We start from the raw sequence: 18,630 nt of genomic DNA on the forward strand, positions 1-18,630 counted from the left end.
CCATGCTGCTGCGTTTTACCAAGATGCACGGCCTGGGCAATGACTTCATGGTCCTCGACCTGGTCAGCCAGCACGCACATATTCTGCCCAAGCACGCCAAACAATGGGGTGACCGGCACACTGGCATCGGTTTCGACCAGTTGCTGATCGTCGAGGCGCCGAGTAACCCGGACGTGGACTTCCGCTATCGGATCTTCAACTCCGACGGTTCCGAAGTGGAACAGTGCGGTAACGGTGCGCGCTGCTTCGCTCGCTTCGTACTGGACAAGCGCCTGACCGCAAAACGGCAGATCCGCGTCGAGACCAAAAGCGGCGTCATCGAACTGGACGTGCGAAACGACGGCCAGATCAGCGTCAACATGGGCGCCCCGCGCCTGGTGCCTGCGGATATTCCGTTCCATGCGCCGGAGCAGGCCAAGAGTTATCAGGTCGATGTCGACGGCACCCCGGTTGATCTGGCTGCCGTGTCCATGGGCAACCCCCATGCCGTGCTGCGGGTCAGCGATATCAACAATGCGCCGGTGCATGAACTGGGGCCGAAAATCGAACATCACCCGCGCTTCCCGGCACGGGTCAATGTCGGTTTTCTCCAGGTCATCGACCGGAGCCGCGCGCAGTTGCGCGTCTGGGAGCGTGGAGCCGGGGAAACCCAGGCCTGCGGAACCGGCGCCTGTGCCGCCGCAGTGGCCGCGATCAGCCAGGGGTGGATGGATTCGCCGCTATTGATCGATCTGCCTGGCGGGCGCTTGTCCATCGAATGGGCAGGCCCTGGCCAACCGGTGATGATGACCGGCCCGGCAGTGCGCGTATATGAAGGACAAGTGCGTCTTTGAGTGAGCGAAATCCATGACCGACAAGCCCCAGGTACCCGCACGACAAGCTGACGAATCACCGTCCGAAAGCCTGGAGGCGGCGGCTGTTGCCGCGTACCTGGAGGCTCATCCGGACTTCTTCGTCGAGCACGAAGAACTGCTCCCGTCCCTGCGTATTCCCCATCGACGCGGCGATACCGTGTCGCTGGTGGAACGTCAGATGACGATCCTGCGCGACCGCAACATTGAACTGCGTCATCGCCTGTCGCATTTGATGGACGTGGCCCGGGACAACGACCGGCTGTTCGACAAGACCCGTCGCCTGATCCTGGCGTTGATGGATGCCGCCAGCCTGGAAGACGTGGTGATGTGCGTCGAAGACAGCCTGCGTCAGGAGTTCCAGGTGCCCTTCGTCAGCCTCATCCTGCTTGGCGACAACGCCATGCCGGTCGGCCGCTGGGTCACCCACGTCGAAGCACAAGTGGCCATTGGCGGCCTGCTCTCGGAAGACAAAAGCGTCAGCGGCAGCCTGCGCGAGCACGAACTGGATTTCCTGTTCGGTGAAGAACAGCGCAAGCAGATTGGCTCCACCGCGGTCGTTGTCATCAGTCACCAAGGTATCCACGGCATCCTGGCCATCGCCAGCCGTGATCCGCAGCACTACAAAAGCTCGGTGGGCACCCTGTTCCTGAGCTACATCGCTGAAGTCATGGGTCGCGTGCTGCCACGGGTCAACAACTCCCTGCGCTCGGTACGCTGAACATGGAACGGCAACTGGACGCTTACTGCGAACACCTGCGCAGTGAGCGGCAGGTGTCGCCGCACACGCTATCGGCCTACCGCCGCGACCTCGATAAAGTGCTGGGCTGGTGCGTCAAACAGAACATCGGCAGCTGGGCGGCGCTGGACATCCAGCGCCTGCGCAGCCTGATTGCCCGCTTGCACGCCCAGGGCCAATCGTCCCGCAGCCTGGCGCGATTGCTGTCTGCCGTTCGCGGGCTCTATCATTACCTGAACCGCGAAGGTCTGTGCGACCACGATCCGGCCAATGGTCTTGCGCCGCCGAAAGGCGAACGCCGCCTGCCGAAAACCCTCGACACCGACCGCGCCCTGCAACTGCTTGAAGGCGGGGTTGAAGATGACTTTCTGGCACGTCGGGACCAGGCGATTCTGGAGTTGTTCTACTCCTCCGGGCTGCGTCTGTCGGAGCTGACGGGGCTCAATCTCGACCAGCTCGACCTGGCTGACGGTATGGTCCAGGTACTCGGCAAAGGCAGCAAGACCCGTCTGCTGCCGGTAGGAAAAAAGGCCCGCGAAGCCCTGGAACAGTGGCTGCCATTGCGGGCCATGGCCAATCCGGCGGACGATGCGGTGTTTGTCAGCCAACAAGGTCGCCGTCTCGGTCCGCGGGCGATCCAGGTGCGGGTCAAGGCTGCCGGCGAACGCGAATTGGGGCAAAACCTGCATCCGCACATGCTGCGGCACTCCTTCGCCAGCCATTTACTGGAGTCCTCCCAGGACCTGCGCGCGGTGCAGGAACTGCTCGGCCACTCGGACATCAAGACCACGCAGATCTACACCCACCTGGACTTCCAGCATCTTGCAGCGGTCTACGACAGCGCCCACCCACGGGCCAAACGCATGAAAGGCGACGATTCATGAGTATTCAATTGATCACCTTCGACCTCGACGACACCCTGTGGGACACCGCCCCCGTGATCGCCAGCGCCGAAACCGTTTTGCGTGAATGGCTGACCGAGCACGCGCCCAACCTTGGGGCAGTGCCGGTGGAGCATCTGTGGGCTATTCGCGAGCGTATATTAAGCAACGAGCCAAGCCTCAAGCACCGTATCAGCGCCCTGCGTCGGCGGGTGCTGTTCCATGCGCTGGAAGAGTCCGGTTACGGGCATGACGAGGCGTCGGATCTGGCGGACAAGAGTTTTGAAGTGTTTCTGCATGCTCGCCATCAGATCGATGTGTTTCCGGAGGTCGAACCGACCCTGGAAATCCTCGCCAACCATTACGCCCTCGGCGTGGTCACCAATGGCAATGCCGATGTGCGTCGGCTGGGGCTGGCGGACTACTTCAAGTTTGCGTTGTGTGCCGAAGACATCGGCATCGCAAAACCCGATGCGCGACTGTTCCAGGAGGCCTTGCAGCGCGGTGGCGCGACCGCTGAAACGGCGGTGCACATTGGCGATCATCCGGGCGATGACATTGCCGGTGCGCAACAGGCGGGAATGCGGGCGATCTGGTTCAATCCGGCGGGCAAGGTCTGGGAAGCCGATCGCTTGCCGGATGCGGAGATTCGCAGCCTGACTGATTTGCCGGCATTGCTGGCGCGGTGGAATACCCTTTAGTTTCGAGGTGATTTCACAAAGATCGCAACCTTCGGCAGCTCCTACAGAAATTTGCGTATACCTGTAGGAGCTGCCGAAGGCTGCGATCTTTTGCTTTTCCATGAGGCATGAAAAAGCCCGCGGCGACGGCGGGCTTTTCCAGCAAGCGGGTAGCAGGCTCAGATAGGCCGGCTGCCGTACTTGTTATCAGGCTTCTTGGGCGGATCGGCGACCACATTGGCCTCCACTTCCTGCACCTTGCCGCCCTTGGCCAAAAACTCCTCCATGGCCCGCGCGAGAGCATCGCGTTCCTTGTTCTTGGCTTCGACACTCGGTAGTTCATCGACCGATACCGCTGCCTTGGCTTTGCCTTTGGCGGTCGGAACCGGCGCATCACCGCCGTCGTCTTCAGCGACGTCTTCCGCCGCTGCTTCCAGACCTTCTTCGGTTTCGTCGTCGCCTACTTCGAGGTCGTCGTTTTCCAGATCATCGTCGCTCATGTTCTACCTCATGACTTGCGAAAAGCAGATTAGTTATAGCCCAGCTTTGCCCTCTGTCGAAGGCTGCCGGAAAAAAATCAACAGCCGCTGCTGACCAGCGGCTATGCCTCTTCACCGTGCACGGTGGCGAGGACTTTACGGGCACCGCCATGATCACGGTGCTCGCCCAGGTAAACGCCTTGCCAGGTCCCCAACGCCAGCCGGCCTGCCGAAATCGGCAAACTGAGCTGACAGCCAAGCACGCTGGCCTTGAAGTGCGCCGGGAGGTCGTCCAGGCCTTCGTCGTTATGCTCATAGCCGTCTTTTCCTTGTGGGATCAGACGATTGAAAAATCGTTCGAAGTCGCGACGTACCGCCGGATCGGCGTTCTCGTTGATGGTCAACGACGCCGAGGTATGCTGCAGCCACAAATGCAACAGACCGACACGACACGCCTTGAGTTCAGGAAGGCCGGCGAGTAACTCGTCCGTTACCAGATGAAAGCCCCGGGGCCTCGCCCGCAAGGTAATCAGAGTCTGTTGCCACATACAGTTCTCCGCACGTTCGGGGCGCATTCTAGCGCGCTCTGGGAAAAAACAAAGGCCCTAATACTCCTTCAATCCTGTAAGCCTTCGACCGCACAAAAACACCCGGTGCAAACATCGCAAAACCTGTAGGAAAAAACCTTTCAGCTCAGCTTTCAATGACAAATTCCAGACAAAAAAATGCCCGGCAAGCCGGGCAGGTTTTTTATGCGCTTGCTTACAAGTTGTAGCCGCGTTCGTTGTGAAGCGCCAGATCGATGCCGACCGCTTCTTCTTCTTCACTGATGCGCAGGCCCATGACCGCATCCAGCACCTTGAGGATGATGAATGTAGCGATCGCGGTGTAGATCACCGTGAAGCCCACGCCTTTGCACTGAATCCACACTTGTGCGGCGATGTCGGTGACGGTGCCGAAGCCGCCCAGGGACGGCGCAGCGAACACACCAGTCAGGATTGCGCCGAGGATACCGCCAATACCGTGTACGCCGAAGGCATCCAGGGAGTCGTCGTAGCCGAGTTTGCGTTTCAGGGTTGTCGCGCAGAAGAAGCACACCACGCCAGCCGCCAGACCGATCACCAGCGCGCCCATCGGGCCAACGGTGCCAGCAGCCGGGGTGATTGCCACCAGACCGGCAACCACGCCCGAAGCGATACCCAGTGCGCTAGGTTTGCCGTGGGTGACCCACTCGGCAAACATCCAGCCCAGCGCCGCAGCGGCGGTAGCGATTTGCGTCACCAGCATTGCCATGCCGGCGGTGCCGTTGGCCGCAGCGGCGGAACCGGCGTTGAAACCGAACCAGCCGACCCACAGCATGGCCGCGCCCATCAAGGTGTAACCGAGGTTGTGCGGCGCCATCGGCGTGGTCGGAAATCCTTTACGCTTGCCCAGCACCAGGCAGGCAACCAGACCGGCCACACCGGCGTTGATGTGCACCACCGTGCCACCGGCGAAGTCCAGAACACCCCAGTCCCACAACAGGCCGCCGTTACCGGACCAGACCATGTGCGCAATTGGCGCGTAAACCAGGGTGAACCACACGCCCATGAAAACCAGCATCGCGGAGAACTTCATCCGCTCGGCGAAAGCGCCGACGATCAATGCCGGGGTGATGATCGCGAAAGTCATCTGGAAGGTGACGAACACCGCCTCAGGGAACAGCGCCGCAGGCCCGGTCAGGCTGGCTGGCGTGATGCCGGCGAGGAATGCCTTGCCCATGCCGCCGACGAACGAGTTGAAGTTGACGACGCCCTGCTCCATGCCCGTGGTGTCGAACGCGATGCTGTAGCCATAAATGACCCACAGGATGCTGATCAGACCGGTAATGGCGAAGCACTGCATCATCACGGAAAGAATGTTTTTCGACCGAACCATGCCGCCGTAGAACAGCGCGAGGCCAGGAATGGTCATGAACAGCACCAAGGCTGTAGAGGTCATCATCCAGGCGGTATCGCCGGAGTTGAGGACGGGTGCCGCCACTTCGTCTGCCGCCAAGGCAAGGCTGGGCATTACGATGGACAACAGGGCTCCTAGCCCTGCGAATTTACGCAGAGTCATATTGTTTTCTCCTGGGGCGTTGGGTTTGTGGCGGCTTAGATAGCGTCGGTATCGGTTTCGCCGGTACGGATGCGAATCGCCTGTTCCAGATTGACCACGAAGATCTTGCCGTCACCGATCTTGCCGGTGTTGGCAGCCTTGGTGATGGCCTCGATTACCCGGTCCAGATCCTTGTCGTCGATGGCGACGTCAATCTTCACCTTGGGCAGGAAATCGACCACGTATTCCGCGCCGCGATACAGCTCGGTGTGACCCTTCTGCCGACCAAAGCCTTTGACTTCAGTGACGGTAATGCCCTGCACGCCGATCTCGGACAGCGACTCGCGTACGTCGTCCAGCTTGAACGGCTTGATGATGGCAGTGACTAGCTTCATGAAAACTCTCTCCCGAATTGGTGGACTTGCCCCAGGAAAACAAACCCGACTCAAGTCTAAGCGCAGTGCCTGTCTTTGTAACGCATCGTCGGCCCTTACCTGCCCGTCCGACGCCCCTCACGAAACACTCCCCCGCTTCGCTTGGCGCACTGCGTTCGTCACAGGGACTGCATCAGTGCATGGGTCATCAGGGTCTAAGCAGAAAGCTTGCCATCTCCACAAAAACTATCGTTTTCAAGCCTTTACCCGCAGATGACTGCTACTTCGCAACAACACTCGACGCGATACGCACAACAACGGTGCGACACCGTCCGTCCCCATGCGCGAAAAGCGTGCATCCCTTGCCCGCGCAAATGACTATAGACACTGCGTGATACACTGCCCGGCATTGTTTCCAGGACATTGCCCATGCTCGCGCCAAAAGACTTCCTCGACGCCCTCACCGGCACCGCCTCCCGCCTTTTCAGCGGCGACACGCCTCTGCCGAAAGCTGAAATAGAAAGCCAGTTCAAAATGCTGCTGCAGAGCGGCTTCAGCAAACTGGACCTGGTGAGCCGGGAAGAATTCGATAGTCAGATGGTTGTGTTGGCGCGCACCCGGGCTCGGCTGGAGAGCCTTGAAGCGAAAGTCGCCGAGCTGGAAGCGAAGCTCAATCCACCGACCGAATAAATTCTGATGTGAAATGCAGTCCCCCTGTGGGAGCGAGCCTGCTCGCGATTGAAGGTCGGAACGACCTTGCACTTCACCTGTAGGAGCTGCCGAAGGCTGCGATCTTTTGATCTTCAGCCCCGCAACAATCCCGGCAACGTCCTACAAACATCACACCGCCGTCCGATTGCGTCGCTAAGCCCCGGTTCCTAAGCTCATCTCGGCTGAATATTCAGCACTGGGTTTGGCGACCCGGATAGCATGTGACGCATCGCAACCACGTTCGATACTGGGCATTATTCCCTTCTCGAATTATGGCGGCTGGGCGTGGGAGACCTTCGGGTCTGCCGGTTTTCGCATGCACCGGTTCGCCAACCCGCGCACAGCTGCCACCCTTTTCGTTTGGCGACGATCAGCGGCAGTTTCCTTCATGCGAATTTGGGTACTGCTCGATGGACAAAAATTATCTAATACCTCACGTCTTCACCCGCCACAAACTCCACCTCCACGCTCTCCTAATACAAAACCAACCCTGGTTCAGCGCCCGCGACCTAGGGCGACTGCTACGCATCTACCTCAACGACCGCCAAGTCCGAAAACTCGACCCCGACCAATACCAAACCGCTAAAACCCTATTCCACGGACACATCGAAAACACCCTGCTGATCAGCGAATCCGGTGTCTACGCCTTGCTGGTCTATCACTACTGCCCCGAATACAGAGCCCTGCGTGAATGGCTCACCCACGAAGTCGTCCCCGCCCTCAGAGATTCCCAGCTACCAACCACAACCGAACGCCCGATTCTGAGCCTGCTGAACTGGCCGGAAATGTCGTTGAGCCTGCTGCACTGGAACAACCAGCCGTGGATTCGGTTGCAGGATGTGCCGCAGATGATGACAGAGCGGGAGCAGACAAGACGCCCGGTAAAACCGTGGTGGAAGCGGGCTTCACTCGTCTTGCAGTCGCTTTGAATATTTAGTGTTCAACCACGCTCGATCTGGGCTGAGCGCAACTCGTAGGTCGATTGCAGATTCAGCCAGAACTCGGGCGTGGTGTTCAGGTTGATGGATAGCTTTTGCGCCAGACCAACACTGACACCGCTCCGCCGATTCACAACATCGCTTATTTCCGCCTCCGGCTCGTTCAACGAGCGAGCCAGAGCATCGGTTGTAACGCCCAGCGGCTTCAAAAACTCCTCGCGGAGAATTTCGCCAGGATGAATCGGGCGCATCCCATTCCTGTTCATTCACGCCTCCCAAGGCTGCATTCAGCGAGATCATAAGCAGCAACCTTCATCCGGCAAGACCATCCACGCTCTTTCACAGACGTCCTTCATCTTTCTCGGCAGGGTCCTACAAAAAGCGGCGCTCCGGCCTGATTTATTGACTCGCACCCGTTCCTCTACGCTTCTTTCCTTGATCTTCGATAGATAAGGTGTGCATGAGCCCAAAAAAGCGAATGGCGAAGCTATTACAAATTGCTGAGTTTCACGCGGAAGCACGTCGTTTGGCTGGAAATTTATCGGCCAATCAACGACGTTTTATTGAAGTCGGCTTCGCGTGTGGTAAAGAACTTGAGCCAAGTGGTTGGTTGGCCGGTGGCGCCCTGGTTCGTAACCGTAATATCCCGTGAAAGTTTGCCCGCATAACCACTCCATCAATTCCCTATCCCCGTCTACCCTTCAAAAACCCGCAGGAAGCGGCCCCCGTTTAGCTCAAGGAACGACCATGTCCCTCTCCATCGTACACAGCCGCGCCCAGGTCGGCGTGGAGGCGCCAGCCGTCACCGTTGAAGTCCACTTGGCCAATGGTTTGCCATCGCTGACCATGGTCGGCCTGCCCGAGGCGGCAGTGAAGGAAAGCAAGGACCGGGTGCGCAGTGCGATCATCAATTCCGGGCTGCAATTTCCGGCGCGACGCATCACCTTGAATCTGGCCCCGGCGGATTTGCCCAAGGATGGCGGGCGGTTCGACCTAGCGATTGCCCTGGGGATTCTCTCGGCCAGCGTACAGGTGCCGACGCTGACACTGGATGACGTGGAGTGCCTGGGGGAGCTGGCGCTTTCCGGTGCAGTGCGACCGGTCCGCGGGGTGCTGCCGGCGGCATTGGCGGCGCGCAAGGCCGAGCGCTGGTTGATGGTGCCGCAGGCGAATGCCGAGGAGGCCTGCCTGGCGTCGGGGTTGAAGGTCATCGCAGTGGACCATCTGCTGCAGGCAGTGGCGCATTTCAATGGGCACACACCCATCGAGCCTTACGTTTCCAATGGTTTGCTCCACGCCAGCAAACCCTATCCCGACTTGAACGAAGTTCAGGGGCAAATGGCAGCCAAACGCGCACTGCTGATTGCGGCAGCGGGTGCACATAACCTGCTGTTCAGCGGGCCACCGGGCACAGGCAAGACGCTATTGGCGAGCCGATTGCCAGGGCTGCTGCCACCCCTGGCCGAGAACGAAGCACTGGAAGTCGCAGCGATTCAATCCGTCGCCAGTTGTGTGCCACTGAGCCATTGGCCACAGCGCCCCTTCCGACAACCACACCATTCCGCCTCAGGACCGGCACTGGTGGGCGGCGGTTCGAAACCGCAACCCGGTGAAATCACCCTCGCTCACCATGGCGTGCTGTTCCTCGATGAACTCCCGGAATTTGATCGCAAGGTACTGGAGGTACTGAGAGAGCCACTCGAATCCGGTCACATCGTGATTTCCCGCGCCAAGGACCGCGTACGCTTCCCGGCGCGCTTTCAACTGGTCGCCGCGATGAATCCCTGCCCCTGTGGATATCTTGGTGAACCGAGCGGCCGTTGCTCCTGTACACCGGACATGGTTCAGCGCTATCGCAACAAATTGTCGGGGCCACTGCTGGATCGTATTGATCTGCACCTGACGGTTGCTCGCGAAGCCACGGCGTTAAATCCTGCGTTAAAACCCGGTGACGACACTGCCACCGCCGCCGAGTTGGTTGCCAATGCACGAGAACGGCAACAAAAGCGCCAAGGCTGTGCCAATGCCTTTCTCGACTTGCCGAGCCTGCGCAGACACTGCAAGTTATCCACAACAGACGAAACCTGGCTGGAGACGGCGTGTGAACGACTGACCTTGTCACTGCGAGCGGCCCATCGACTGCTCAAAGTAGCGCGCACTCTTGCGGACCTTGAACAAGTCGATGAGATCAGACGCGAGCACTTGGCCGAAGCGCTGCAATATCGGCCAACAAGCCAGTAGCTCAAATTTGTAAGTTTTTTTCGACCAATAAGCGGCTTTTCGAAAAGATGGCGAAAATCAACCCTTGGTAAGGTCAACCAACGGTGTCTGCCGCACCTCAGTCTCCCGCCCACCTTGAATCTCGCTCACCTGCTTCAACGCCTTATCCACAGCCGCCTTATCCGCCAGCAAGCTGTAGCTGATACGGAACTGCTTCTGCTCCTTGGGCGCAATCGTCGGCACCAGGTTCAGTGGCCGCTGATACCGGCGGTTGTAGGAAAAACTCGTGCCTGGCTCCAGCCCCGTGACATAGCCCTGCCCTTGGGTATCGGTGTTTTTCCACAGGGAGAACACTGGCAGTGTTTGAGTGTTGAAACCGACCGAGACGCCCAGGCTGCCGGCCTTGTTATGCAGGACGGTCAATGTATCGCCCTTGGCATCGGCGTACGGCACTACGTTGTAAACCGTTTCGTCGTAGTCCTTGGTCGGTGCGCGATAGGTTTGCCAGTCTGGCAAATCGCTTTTGGCTTTATCGTTGAACGGCGACACCTGTTTCACCGGCGCGGCGAAGCGGGCGCCCTGCTCCAGGAATGGGGTGCTGAAGTTGCTGTGATACAGCGCCTGGTATTCTTTCGGATAGTCGCCGTTGTTGGTCAGGGTGTCGTTGAGGGCGAACGCTACGCTGCCGGGCTCGGTGACCAGTTCGGTCGCGACCGAGAAGTCGACTTTCTTGAAAGCCTGCTCTTTCAGCTCGCCGCGCAGGCTAATGGCATACGGCGGTTTTTCATCGATGTGCAGGGTGACTTTGTTGGCCGGGATATTGGCAGCGCGACCGTGCAGGGTCAGCAGTTCGCCATTGTCGATGCCGGGGTGGCCGACCCATTCGTAGCCGCAGCGGGTGACCAGTTCATTGAAGCCTTCCAGCCAGCCCAGGCCACCACGGCCGTTGAGCTCGATGAAGGACGGATTGACCACTTCCTTGACTGGCGAATCCCAACCCATGCGCACGTTACCGACCGAGGCCTGCAGGACGTTCATGCCGCGAGTTGGAACTACCGAAAGTTTCATCGTGCCGTTATCGATGTCGACGATGCTGACACCTTCCTGCCGACCGCCGTGCAAGGTGCGCAGGGTCACGCTGAAAGGTTTGCCGGTTTTTACGCCGAGCTGCTGGCTGGTGATTTGCCAGTTCTGGGCGGCTTTGTCGGTGTCGAGCAGGACGTAATCCCAGGCCAGGGCTTGGGAGGCAGCGGACAGTGCGCTGAGGGCAACGAAGAGTTTGAGTGGGGTCATGGCAATAGCCTTTCTTGGAGTTGTGCCATTTTTATAGACCTGAAGAAACGTTTCAGCAAGCAGAAAAGTCGAGACACCGGTGGCAAATGCCAAGAAAGACAATTGACCCGCAGATGTGGGACAAACGGGATTTGAGTCGACCCCATCAATTCAGCCCAGGCGCTCGACATCCGGTAACTCCATGGCCCGGACCTCGCCTTGCAGGAAATCGCTGAGGCGACGCAAACGCTCACCGCCGGGGCGGGTTTTCGGCCAGACCAGGTAATAACTCTCACCACTGGCGACGGCGGTCGGCCACGGCAAACTCAGACGTCCCTGCGCAACATCCTCCGCCACCATCAGCAAATCGCCCATGGACACGCCGTAACCTCGAGCGGCAGCGATCATGCCCAGCTCCAGCGTATCGAACACTTGCCCGCCCTTGAGCGAGACTCGATCGGTCAGGCCCATGCGCTCCAGCCAGTTGCGCCAGTCACGGCGGTCCGGTGTCGGATGCAACAGCTCGGCACTGGCCAGACGCGCAACGTCCCACGGTTGATCCTTCAGAAGATTCGGCGCGCCCACCGGAATCAGCTCTTCGGGGAACAGGAAAGTTGACTCCCAGTCCGGTGGAAAATGCCCATTGCTGAGGATGACAGCGCAGTCAAAGGGTTCGTGGTTGAAGTCCACCGTATCGATGTCCATCCAGGCGCTGGTCAATTGCACTTCGTTCCCCGGTCGCAGGTGCCGGAAACGACTGAGCCGCGCCAACAGCCAACGCATGGTCAGGGTCGACGGGGCTTTCATGCGCAGGATGTCGTCCTCGGCGCGCAAGGTATTGCAGGCACGCTCAAGGGCAGTGAAGCCTTCGCGTATGCCGGGCAGGATCAGCCGCGCCGACTCGGTCAGTTGCAGGTTGCGCCCGCTGCGATGAAACAACCGACAGGCGAAATGCTCTTCGAGCGTACGAATGTGTCGGCTGACTGCACTTTGAGTGATCGACAGTTCTTCGGCGGCGCGAGTAAACGAGCTATGCCGTGCCGCCGCTTCGAATGCTCGAAGGGCATACAAGGGAGGAAGACGACGGGACATCAGGAAAGCTCCTACAGCGCGATTGCTTCAACTTATCGGAAACTCTCTCACATGAGTTTTAATCATGCCACCCATCCTTTTTATCCCTTTGTGCAAACCCCGCAGAGCGCCGAGAATCGACGCTTCCTGTTTTCTCTGACAATCGAGCGTGATGATCATGCAGCATCCAGCACGTACTGAACTCCGGGCCATTCTGCGGCTGGCGGGGCCGCTGATTGCCTCGCAGTTGGCGCACATGCTGATGGTCCTCACCGACACACTGATGATGGCGCGCCTGAGTCCCGAGGCGCTGGCCGGTGGTGGGCTCGGTGCGGCGACCTATTCGTTCGTGTCGATCTTCTGCATCGGCGTGATCGCGGCGGTCGGCACACTGGTGGCGATCCGTCAGGGTGCCGGCGATATTGTCGGGGCTACCCGGCTTACCCAGGCCGGGTTGTGGCTGGCATGGCTGATGGCGCTGGCCGCCGGTTTGCTGCTGTGGAACCTCAAACCAGTGCTGCTGCTGTTCGGCCAGACCGAAAGCAACGTCCAGATGGCCGGGCAGTTTTTGATCTTCCTGCCGTTCGCCCTGCCCGGCTACCTGAGCTTCATGGCCCTGCGCGGGTTCACCAGCGCCATTGGCCGTGCGACGCCGGTGATGGTCATTAGCCTGGGCGGGACGGTGGCTAACTTTGTGCTCAATTACGCGCTGATCACCGGCATGTTTGGTCTGCCGAAACTGGGGCTGGTCGGCATTGGCCTGGTCACGGCTATTGTCGCCAACCTGATGGCACTTGCGCTGGCGTGGCACATTCGGCGGCATCCGGCTTATGAGGCCTATCCGCTGCGTCAGGGCCTGTCGCGACTGAACCGCCAGTACCTGAAGGAACTGTGGCGCCTGGGCCTGCCGATTGGCGGCACTTACGCGGTGGAAGTCGGGTTGTTTGCCTTCGCCGCGTTGTGCATGGGCACCATGGGCAGCACACAACTGGGCGCGCACCAGATCGCCCTGCAAATCGTCTCGGTGGCATTCATGGTCCCGGCGGGTATTTCTTATGCCATCACCATGCGCATCGGCCAGCACTACGGCGCCGGGCAACTGCTGGGGGCGCGGCTGGCCGGGCGAGTCGGCATTGCGTTCGGGGCGGCGGCGATGCTGTGTTTCGCCATGGTCTTCTGGTTGCTGCCAAACCAGTTGGTCGGTTTGTTTCTCGACCACAACGACCCGGCGTTTCGCGATGTCATCAACCTTGCCGTGAGCCTGTTGGCGGTGGCCGCCTGGTTCGAGCTGTTCGACGGCGTGCAAACCATTGCCATGGGCTGCATTCGCGGACTCAAGGATGCCAAGACCACTTTCCTCGTCGGCCTGGGTTGCTATTGGTTGATTGGCGCACCGGCAGCGTGGTGGATGGCGTTCCACCTGGACTGGGGGCCAACGGGTGTCTGGTGGGGCCTGGCGCTGGGGCTGGCGTGCGCGGCGGTGAGCCTGACGCTGGGGTTTGAATGGAAGATGAAGCGGATGATCAAGCGGGACACGACGTCAGAGCAGCGCTTCGAGGTCGCTCAGACAGACTCATATCCCTTGTAGGAGTGAGCCTGCTCGCGATAGCGAACTATCAGCCGACATGAATGTTGACTGACCTGGCCTCATCGCGAGCAGGCTCACTCCTACAGGGGGTCGTGGGGTTTTTAACTCACGATTTCCAGCATCGACTGCTGATTGCTGCCAAACATCAGATACTCCACCAGCTCAGCCAACGGCAATGGCTTGCTGATCAAATATCCCTGCACTTGATCGCATTCAAACCCGCGCAGCAGATCCAGTTGCTCCGGCGTTTCCACACCTTCGGCGACCACCTCAAGGTTGAGGTTGTGCGCCAGGTTGATCATCGCGTGGACCAGCTTGCGGTTTTCCTCACGCTGTTCCATGCCGCCGACAAAGCTCTTGTCGATCTTCAGCAAGGTGATCGGCAGGCTGTTGAGGTGCACGAAGGACGAGAAACCGGTGCCGAAGTCGTCGAGGGAGAAGCGCACACCGAGACGCCCTAGAGCGTCCATGGTCTGCTTGACCAGATCGCTGCGGCGCATCACCGCGGTTTCGGTCAGTTCGAATTCCAGCCACTGCGCCTCGACGCCACGCTCGGCAATCAGGCGACTCAGGGTCGAAAGCAACTGACTGTCCTGGAACTGCCGGAACGACAGGTTGATTGCCATGTGCAACGGCGGCAAACCCAGCTCAAGCAGCGCCTGCATGTCGCGCAAGGCCCGGGAAATCACCCAGTAGCCCAGCGGCACGATCAGACCGCTTTGCTCAGCCAGCGGAACGAATTCGTTCGGTGCTAGCAAGCCGCGCTCGGCATGGCGCCAGCGCACCAGGGCTTCGAGGCCGACGATTTGCCCGTCTGCGAGGTTCAGCCGTGGCTGGTAGTGCAGCTCCAGCTCATCGCGGCGCAGCGCCCGGCGCAGCTCGGTTTCGAGGTCGGCGATGCTGCGGGCATTGCGGTTGATGCGTTCGTTGAAAATGTGAAAGGTGCAGCCCTGGGTGCTTTTGGCCTGCTGCATGGCGATATGTGCATGCCACATCAGCGGATCCGCATCGGTCTGGGCCCGGGCGTAGGCGATGCCCAGGCTGGAACCGATCAGCAGGCTTTCGCCGTCGACCCAATAAGGCTCGGCCAATGCTTCGCTGATGCGTTCGGCCATCCACTCGGCACGCTGGGGAGCGCGACGGGTGTCGATCAGCAAAGCGAATTCATCGCTGCCCAGGCGTGCCAGTTGATCGCCGGCCTCGAGCTGGTTCTTGAGCCGCGCCACCACTTGCAGAATCAAACGGTCACCGGCCTGATGGCCAAGGGCATCGTTGGCATAACGAAAGTTGTCGAGGTCGAGATGACCGAGGGCCAGGCCGCGCCCGTCGTTTTCCGCCAACCGCGCGGTCAGCAGGGTCTGGAAGCCCTGGCGATTGGCGATACCCGTGAGCGGATCTTGCTCGGCCAGGCGTTGCAGAGTGTTTTCCAGGACGCCACGCTCGCGCACATGACGCAGGCAGCGGCGCAACATCCCGGTATCGAGCATATCGCGCACCAGCCAGTCACTCACACCGTCGGGCGGGGTCAGCGGCTCATGGTCGAGCAGCAACACCGTCGGCAGGCTGCAACGGCCCGGCGCCGGTTGAAGTTGCGGGATGGTCAATAACACCGCGCTGCGGTTGTCATCGAACAGGCTGCTGACCGACTCCCAACTCGGCGCACTGATGAGCACGGCCGAGTTCCCCATAGGAGCCAGACACTCGCGCAACAACGCTGCCCACGCTGGCTCTTCAGCCAGTAGCAGCAAACGCAAGGGTTCGACAGGCGTAGACAAGCTAGCTCCCTAGACTCTGCAAAGATGTAGGCGACGGGCATTATGCCGTTCCGATGACTAATGACAATGACATCAGTTATCAAATCGGGCCCTTTGCATCTGAAATTACGAACATTAGCCGCAAATTCATTACGCATCCTGCGTGAAAGTAACAAAACCGGCAATTACAGATAGCGTGGTACGTCACAAGTCGGACAGAGCAGCACAATTCGCTGAGCCTGTTAAAATGCCGGCCCATTTTGTGACTGACTCCTGAATTTACCTATGTCCCGACTCAATCCCCGGCAGCAAGAAGCCGTGAGCTACGTCGGCGGCCCTCTTTTGGTGCTCGCCGGCGCCGGCTCCGGCAAGACCAGCGTGATCACGCGCAAAATCGCGCACCTGATCCAGAACTGCGGCATTCGCGCCCAGTACATCGTCGCCATGACCTTTACCAACAAGGCTGCCCGCGAGATGAAGGAACGGGTTGGCACTCTGCTGCGTGCCGGTGAAGGTCGTGGGCTGACGGTCTGCACGTTCCACAACCTGGGCCTGAACATCATCCGCAAGGAACACGTGCGGCTGGGCTACAAACCGGGCTTCTCGATCTTCGACGAGACTGACGTCAAAGCCCTGATGACCGACATCATGCAGAAGGAATACTCGGGCGACGACGGCGTCGACGAGATCAAGAACATGATTGGCGCCTGGAAAAACGACCTGATCCTGCCGGCCCAGGCCCTGGAAAACGCGCGTAATCCCAAGGAGCAGACTGCCGCCATCGTCTACACCCACTATCAGCGCACGCTCAAGGCGTTCAACGCAGTGGACTTCGACGACCTGATCCTGCTGCCGGTGAAGCTGTTCGAAGAGCACGCCGACATCCTGGAAAAGTGGCAGAACAAGGTGCGCTACCTGCTGGTCGATGAATACCAGGACACCAACGCCAGCCAGTACCTGCTGGTGAAAATGCTCATCGGCAAACGCAACCAGTTCACCGTAGTAGGTGACGACGACCAGTCGATCTACGCCTGGCGTGGTGCCCGCCCGGAAAACCTGATGTTGCTCAAGGAAGATTACCCGTCCTTGAAAGTGGTGATGCTGGAGCAGAATTACCGCTCCACCAGCCGCATCCTGCGTTGCGCCAACGTGCTGATTTCGAACAACCCCCACGAGTTCGAAAAGCAGCTATGGAGTGAAATGGGTCACGGCGACGAGATCCGCGTGATCCGCTGTCGCAACGAGGACGCCGAGGCCGAGCGCGTGGCCATGGAAATCCTCAGCCTGCACTTGCGCACCGACCGCCCGTACAGCGATTTCGCGATCCTCTATCGCGGCAACTACCAGGCCAAGCTGATCGAGCTGAAGTTGCAGCATCATCAGGTGCCGTATCGCCTGTCTGGCGGCAACAGCTTTTTCGGACGTCAGGAAGTAAAAGACCTGATGGCCTACTTCCGCCTGATCGTGAACCCGGACGACGACAACGCCTTCCTGCGGGTGATCAACGTTCCGCGCCGCGAGATCGGCTCGACCACGCTGGAGAAGCTGGGCAACTACGCCACCGAGCGCAAGATATCGATGTACGCCGCCACCGACGAAATGGGTTTGGGCGAGCATCTGGACTCGCGCTTCACCGATCGTCTGTCGCGCTTCAAACGCTTCATGGACAGGGTGCGCGAGCAGTGCGCCGGCGAAGACCCGATCTCGGCCCTGCGCAGCATGGTCATGGACATCGACTATGAAAACTGGCTGCGCACCAACAGCTCCAGCGACAAGGCCGCCGACTACCGCATGGGTAACGTCTGGTTCCTGATCGAAGCGTTGAAGAACACCCTGGAGAAAGACGAAGAAGGCGAGATGACCGTCGAGGACGCCATCGGCAAACTCGTGCTGCGCGACATGCTGGAGCGTCAGCAGGAAGAGGAAGACGGCGCCGAAGGCGTGCAGATGATGACCTTGCATGCCTCCAAGGGCCTGGAATTCCCCTACGTGTTCATCATGGGCATGGAAGAGGAAATCCTCCCGCACCGCTCCAGCATCGAAGCTGACACCATCGAAGAAGAACGTCGTCTGGCCTACGTGGGCATTACCCGCGCGCGCCAGACCCTGGCCTTCACCTTCGCCGCCAAGCGCAAGCAGTACGGCGAGATCATCGATTGCGCGCCGAGCCGTTTCCTCGATGAGCTGCCGCCGGACGATCTGGCCTGGGAAGGTAACGACGACACACCGACCGAAGTCAAAGCCGTGCGCGGCAACAACGCATTGGCGGATATACGCGCGATGTTAAAGCGCTAGAATTGACCACTTTTACATGACCTTCGGCGCACAGGCGCCAAAAGAGGACCGCTTCATGGAAGCCCTGCACAAGAAAATTCGCGAAGAAGGCATCGTGCTTTCCGACCAGGTCCTGAAAGTCGACGCCTTTCTGAACCACCAGATCGACCCGACCCTGATGAAGCTGATCGGCGACGAATTCGCCACGCTGTTCAAGGATTCGGGCATCACCAAGATCGTCACCATCGAAGCCTCGGGCATCGCGCCGGCGATCATGACCGGCCTGAACCTCGGCGTGCCGGTGATTTTCGCGCGCAAGCACCAGTCCCTGACCCTGACCGAAAACCTGCTGTCGGCAACCGTGTACTCGTTCACCAAGCAGACCGAAAGCACCGTCGCGATATCCCCGCGCCACCTGACCAGCAGCGACCGCGTGCTGATCATCGATGACTTCCTGGCCAACGGTAAGGCGTCCCAGGCGCTGATTTCGATCATCAAACAGGCCGGCGCTACCGTTGCCGGTTTGGGGATCGTGATCGAGAAGTCATTCCAGGGTGGCCGTGCGGAACTGGACTCGCAGGGTTATCGCGTAGAGTCCCTGGCTCGCGTGAAGTCGCTGGCCGATGGTGTCGTGACCTTTATCGAGTAAGCCGCCACACCGCATTTCCCCTGTGGGAGCGAGCTTGCTCGCGATTGCATAGTGTCAGTCGACATCTTCG

19 protein-coding genes are annotated in these 18,630 nt (G+C 59.6%); 11 read left to right on the forward strand and 8 right to left on the reverse strand.

Translation table 11 applies throughout. The annotated features are described in order from the left end of the window. Positions 1-2: 2 nt before the first annotated feature. From dapF to KGA83_RS06880, 4 genes are read left to right on the forward strand one after another with little or no spacing between them, the layout of a single operon-like run. Positions 3-833, forward strand: coding sequence for a diaminopimelate epimerase (gene dapF, locus KGA83_RS06865; RefSeq protein ID WP_108217204.1), 831 nt, complete (start codon positions 3-5; stop codon positions 831-833). Positions 834-846: 13 nt separating this feature from the next. Then, a complete protein-coding gene (locus tag KGA83_RS06870) occupies positions 847-1,572 on the forward strand; it encodes a DUF484 family protein (RefSeq protein ID WP_108217205.1) in 726 nt (241 codons plus the stop codon). A gap of 2 nt (positions 1,573-1,574) precedes the next feature. Further along, on the forward strand, positions 1,575-2,474 hold the full coding sequence (gene xerC, locus KGA83_RS06875; RefSeq protein WP_008015515.1) for a tyrosine recombinase XerC: 900 nt from the start codon (positions 1,575-1,577) through the stop codon (positions 2,472-2,474). Further along, positions 2,471-3,172 (forward strand): HAD family hydrolase, encoded by a 702-nt coding sequence (locus KGA83_RS06880; protein WP_108217206.1) that lies wholly within the window; start codon positions 2,471-2,473, stop codon positions 3,170-3,172. The genes xerC and KGA83_RS06880 overlap by 4 nt, the downstream gene beginning before the upstream one ends. A 158-nt stretch (positions 3,173-3,330) precedes the next feature. On the opposite strand, the gene sutA is transcribed toward KGA83_RS06880, so the two are convergent. The 4 genes from sutA to glnK all read right to left on the reverse strand — a co-directional run bounded on the left by sutA (position 3,331) and on the right by glnK (position 6,104). After that, positions 3,331-3,651, reverse strand: a complete 321-nt coding sequence (gene sutA, locus KGA83_RS06885) for a transcriptional regulator SutA (protein ID WP_108217207.1) — start codon at positions 3,649-3,651, stop codon at positions 3,331-3,333. Positions 3,652-3,752: 101 nt separating this feature from the next. Beyond that, the gene (locus tag KGA83_RS06890) at positions 3,753-4,178 is read right to left on the reverse strand and encodes a secondary thiamine-phosphate synthase enzyme YjbQ (RefSeq protein WP_108217208.1); all 426 of its coding nucleotides are present in this window, start codon (positions 4,176-4,178) and stop codon (positions 3,753-3,755) included. A gap of 214 nt (positions 4,179-4,392) precedes the next feature. Next, on the reverse strand, positions 4,393-5,730 hold the full coding sequence (locus KGA83_RS06895) for an ammonium transporter (RefSeq protein WP_108217209.1): 1,338 nt from the start codon (positions 5,728-5,730) through the stop codon (positions 4,393-4,395). A 35-nt stretch (positions 5,731-5,765) separates the two neighbouring features. After that, positions 5,766-6,104, reverse strand: a complete 339-nt coding sequence (glnK, locus tag KGA83_RS06900) for a P-II family nitrogen regulator (RefSeq protein ID WP_002555808.1) — start codon at positions 6,102-6,104, stop codon at positions 5,766-5,768. Between the two features lie 408 nt (positions 6,105-6,512). On the opposite strand from glnK, the gene KGA83_RS06905 reads away from it, so the two are divergent. After that, complete coding sequence (locus tag KGA83_RS06905) at positions 6,513-6,773, forward strand: accessory factor UbiK family protein (RefSeq protein WP_046038993.1); 261 nt, start codon at positions 6,513-6,515, stop codon at positions 6,771-6,773. 431 nt (positions 6,774-7,204) lie between these two features. Then, the gene (locus tag KGA83_RS06910) at positions 7,205-7,723 is read left to right on the forward strand and encodes a Bro-N domain-containing protein (protein WP_108217210.1); all 519 of its coding nucleotides are present in this window, start codon (positions 7,205-7,207) and stop codon (positions 7,721-7,723) included. An 11-nt stretch (positions 7,724-7,734) separates the two neighbouring features. Here the strand turns inward: KGA83_RS06910 and KGA83_RS06915 are convergent, their stop codons facing one another. Further along, the gene (locus tag KGA83_RS06915) at positions 7,735-7,998 is read right to left on the reverse strand and encodes a HigA family addiction module antitoxin (RefSeq protein ID WP_108217211.1); all 264 of its coding nucleotides are present in this window, start codon (positions 7,996-7,998) and stop codon (positions 7,735-7,737) included. 194 nt (positions 7,999-8,192) lie between these two features. Here KGA83_RS06915 and KGA83_RS06920 point away from each other — a divergent pair, with 194 nt between their 5' ends. Both KGA83_RS06920 and KGA83_RS06925 read left to right on the forward strand, forming a co-directional pair. Then, positions 8,193-8,384 (forward strand): hypothetical protein, encoded by a 192-nt coding sequence (locus KGA83_RS06920; RefSeq protein WP_108217212.1) that lies wholly within the window; start codon positions 8,193-8,195, stop codon positions 8,382-8,384. A gap of 95 nt (positions 8,385-8,479) precedes the next feature. Beyond that, on the forward strand, positions 8,480-9,973 hold the full coding sequence (locus KGA83_RS06925; RefSeq protein WP_223529229.1) for a YifB family Mg chelatase-like AAA ATPase: 1,494 nt from the start codon (positions 8,480-8,482) through the stop codon (positions 9,971-9,973). A 57-nt stretch (positions 9,974-10,030) separates the two neighbouring features. Here the strand turns inward: KGA83_RS06925 and KGA83_RS06930 are convergent, their stop codons facing one another. Both KGA83_RS06930 and KGA83_RS06935 read right to left on the reverse strand, forming a co-directional pair. After that, a complete protein-coding gene (locus tag KGA83_RS06930; protein WP_108217214.1) occupies positions 10,031-11,245 on the reverse strand; it encodes an aldose 1-epimerase family protein in 1,215 nt (404 codons plus the stop codon). Positions 11,246-11,395: 150 nt separating this feature from the next. Beyond that, positions 11,396-12,316 carry a LysR substrate-binding domain-containing protein gene (locus KGA83_RS06935; RefSeq protein ID WP_108217215.1) on the reverse strand — a complete coding sequence of 307 codons (921 nt, stop codon included), beginning with the start codon at positions 12,314-12,316 and terminating at the stop codon, positions 11,396-11,398. A gap of 157 nt (positions 12,317-12,473) precedes the next feature. On the opposite strand from KGA83_RS06935, the gene KGA83_RS06940 reads away from it, so the two are divergent. Continuing rightward, positions 12,474-13,883 (forward strand): NorM family multidrug efflux MATE transporter, encoded by a 1,410-nt coding sequence (locus KGA83_RS06940; RefSeq protein WP_108217216.1) that lies wholly within the window; start codon positions 12,474-12,476, stop codon positions 13,881-13,883. Between the two features lie 101 nt (positions 13,884-13,984). Here the strand turns inward: KGA83_RS06940 and KGA83_RS06945 are convergent, their stop codons facing one another. Further along, positions 13,985-15,658: a putative bifunctional diguanylate cyclase/phosphodiesterase gene (locus tag KGA83_RS06945; protein WP_223529231.1), complete on the reverse strand. Its 1,674-nt coding sequence runs from the start codon at positions 15,656-15,658 to the stop codon at positions 13,985-13,987. A 264-nt stretch (positions 15,659-15,922) separates the two neighbouring features. Here KGA83_RS06945 and rep point away from each other — a divergent pair, with 264 nt between their 5' ends. Next, complete coding sequence (gene rep, locus KGA83_RS06950) at positions 15,923-17,932, forward strand: DNA helicase Rep (protein WP_108217218.1); 2,010 nt, start codon at positions 15,923-15,925, stop codon at positions 17,930-17,932. Positions 17,933-17,987: 55 nt separating this feature from the next. Continuing rightward, positions 17,988-18,560, forward strand: a complete 573-nt coding sequence (locus tag KGA83_RS06955; RefSeq protein WP_223529233.1) for a xanthine phosphoribosyltransferase — start codon at positions 17,988-17,990, stop codon at positions 18,558-18,560. The last annotated feature ends 70 nt before the right edge of the window (positions 18,561-18,630 follow it).

It is taken from the genome of Pseudomonas sp. GL-R-19 (genome assembly GCF_019956375.1).
Classification (GTDB): Bacteria; Pseudomonadota; Gammaproteobacteria; order Pseudomonadales; family Pseudomonadaceae; genus Aquipseudomonas.

Bases quoted from the DNA above. Each gene is read 5' to 3' on its own strand.
- dapF (WP_108217204.1), top strand. From the start codon at position 3: ATGCTGCTGCGTTTTACCAAGATGCACGGCCTGGGCAATGACTTCATG.
- KGA83_RS06870 (WP_108217205.1), top strand. From the start codon at position 847: ATGACCGACAAGCCCCAGGTACCCGCACGACAAGCTGACGAATCACCG.
- xerC (WP_008015515.1), top strand. From the start codon at position 1,575: ATGGAACGGCAACTGGACGCTTACTGCGAACACCTGCGCAGTGAGCGG.
- KGA83_RS06880 (WP_108217206.1), top strand. From the start codon at position 2,471: ATGAGTATTCAATTGATCACCTTCGACCTCGACGACACCCTGTGGGAC.
- sutA (WP_108217207.1), bottom strand. From the start codon at position 3,651: ATGAGCGACGATGATCTGGAAAACGACGACCTCGAAGTAGGCGACGAC.
- KGA83_RS06890 (WP_108217208.1), bottom strand. From the start codon at position 4,178: ATGTGGCAACAGACTCTGATTACCTTGCGGGCGAGGCCCCGGGGCTTT.
- KGA83_RS06895 (WP_108217209.1), bottom strand. From the start codon at position 5,730: ATGACTCTGCGTAAATTCGCAGGGCTAGGAGCCCTGTTGTCCATCGTA.
- glnK (WP_002555808.1), bottom strand. From the start codon at position 6,104: ATGAAGCTAGTCACTGCCATCATCAAGCCGTTCAAGCTGGACGACGTA.
- KGA83_RS06905 (WP_046038993.1), top strand. From the start codon at position 6,513: ATGCTCGCGCCAAAAGACTTCCTCGACGCCCTCACCGGCACCGCCTCC.
- KGA83_RS06910 (WP_108217210.1), top strand. From the start codon at position 7,205: ATGGACAAAAATTATCTAATACCTCACGTCTTCACCCGCCACAAACTC.
- KGA83_RS06915 (WP_108217211.1), bottom strand. From the start codon at position 7,998: ATGAACAGGAATGGGATGCGCCCGATTCATCCTGGCGAAATTCTCCGC.
- KGA83_RS06920 (WP_108217212.1), top strand. From the start codon at position 8,193: ATGAGCCCAAAAAAGCGAATGGCGAAGCTATTACAAATTGCTGAGTTT.
- KGA83_RS06925 (WP_223529229.1), top strand. From the start codon at position 8,480: ATGTCCCTCTCCATCGTACACAGCCGCGCCCAGGTCGGCGTGGAGGCG.
- KGA83_RS06930 (WP_108217214.1), bottom strand. From the start codon at position 11,245: ATGACCCCACTCAAACTCTTCGTTGCCCTCAGCGCACTGTCCGCTGCC.
- KGA83_RS06935 (WP_108217215.1), bottom strand. From the start codon at position 12,316: ATGTCCCGTCGTCTTCCTCCCTTGTATGCCCTTCGAGCATTCGAAGCG.
- KGA83_RS06940 (WP_108217216.1), top strand. From the start codon at position 12,474: ATGCAGCATCCAGCACGTACTGAACTCCGGGCCATTCTGCGGCTGGCG.
- rep (WP_108217218.1), top strand. From the start codon at position 15,923: ATGTCCCGACTCAATCCCCGGCAGCAAGAAGCCGTGAGCTACGTCGGC.
- KGA83_RS06955 (WP_223529233.1), top strand. From the start codon at position 17,988: ATGGAAGCCCTGCACAAGAAAATTCGCGAAGAAGGCATCGTGCTTTCC.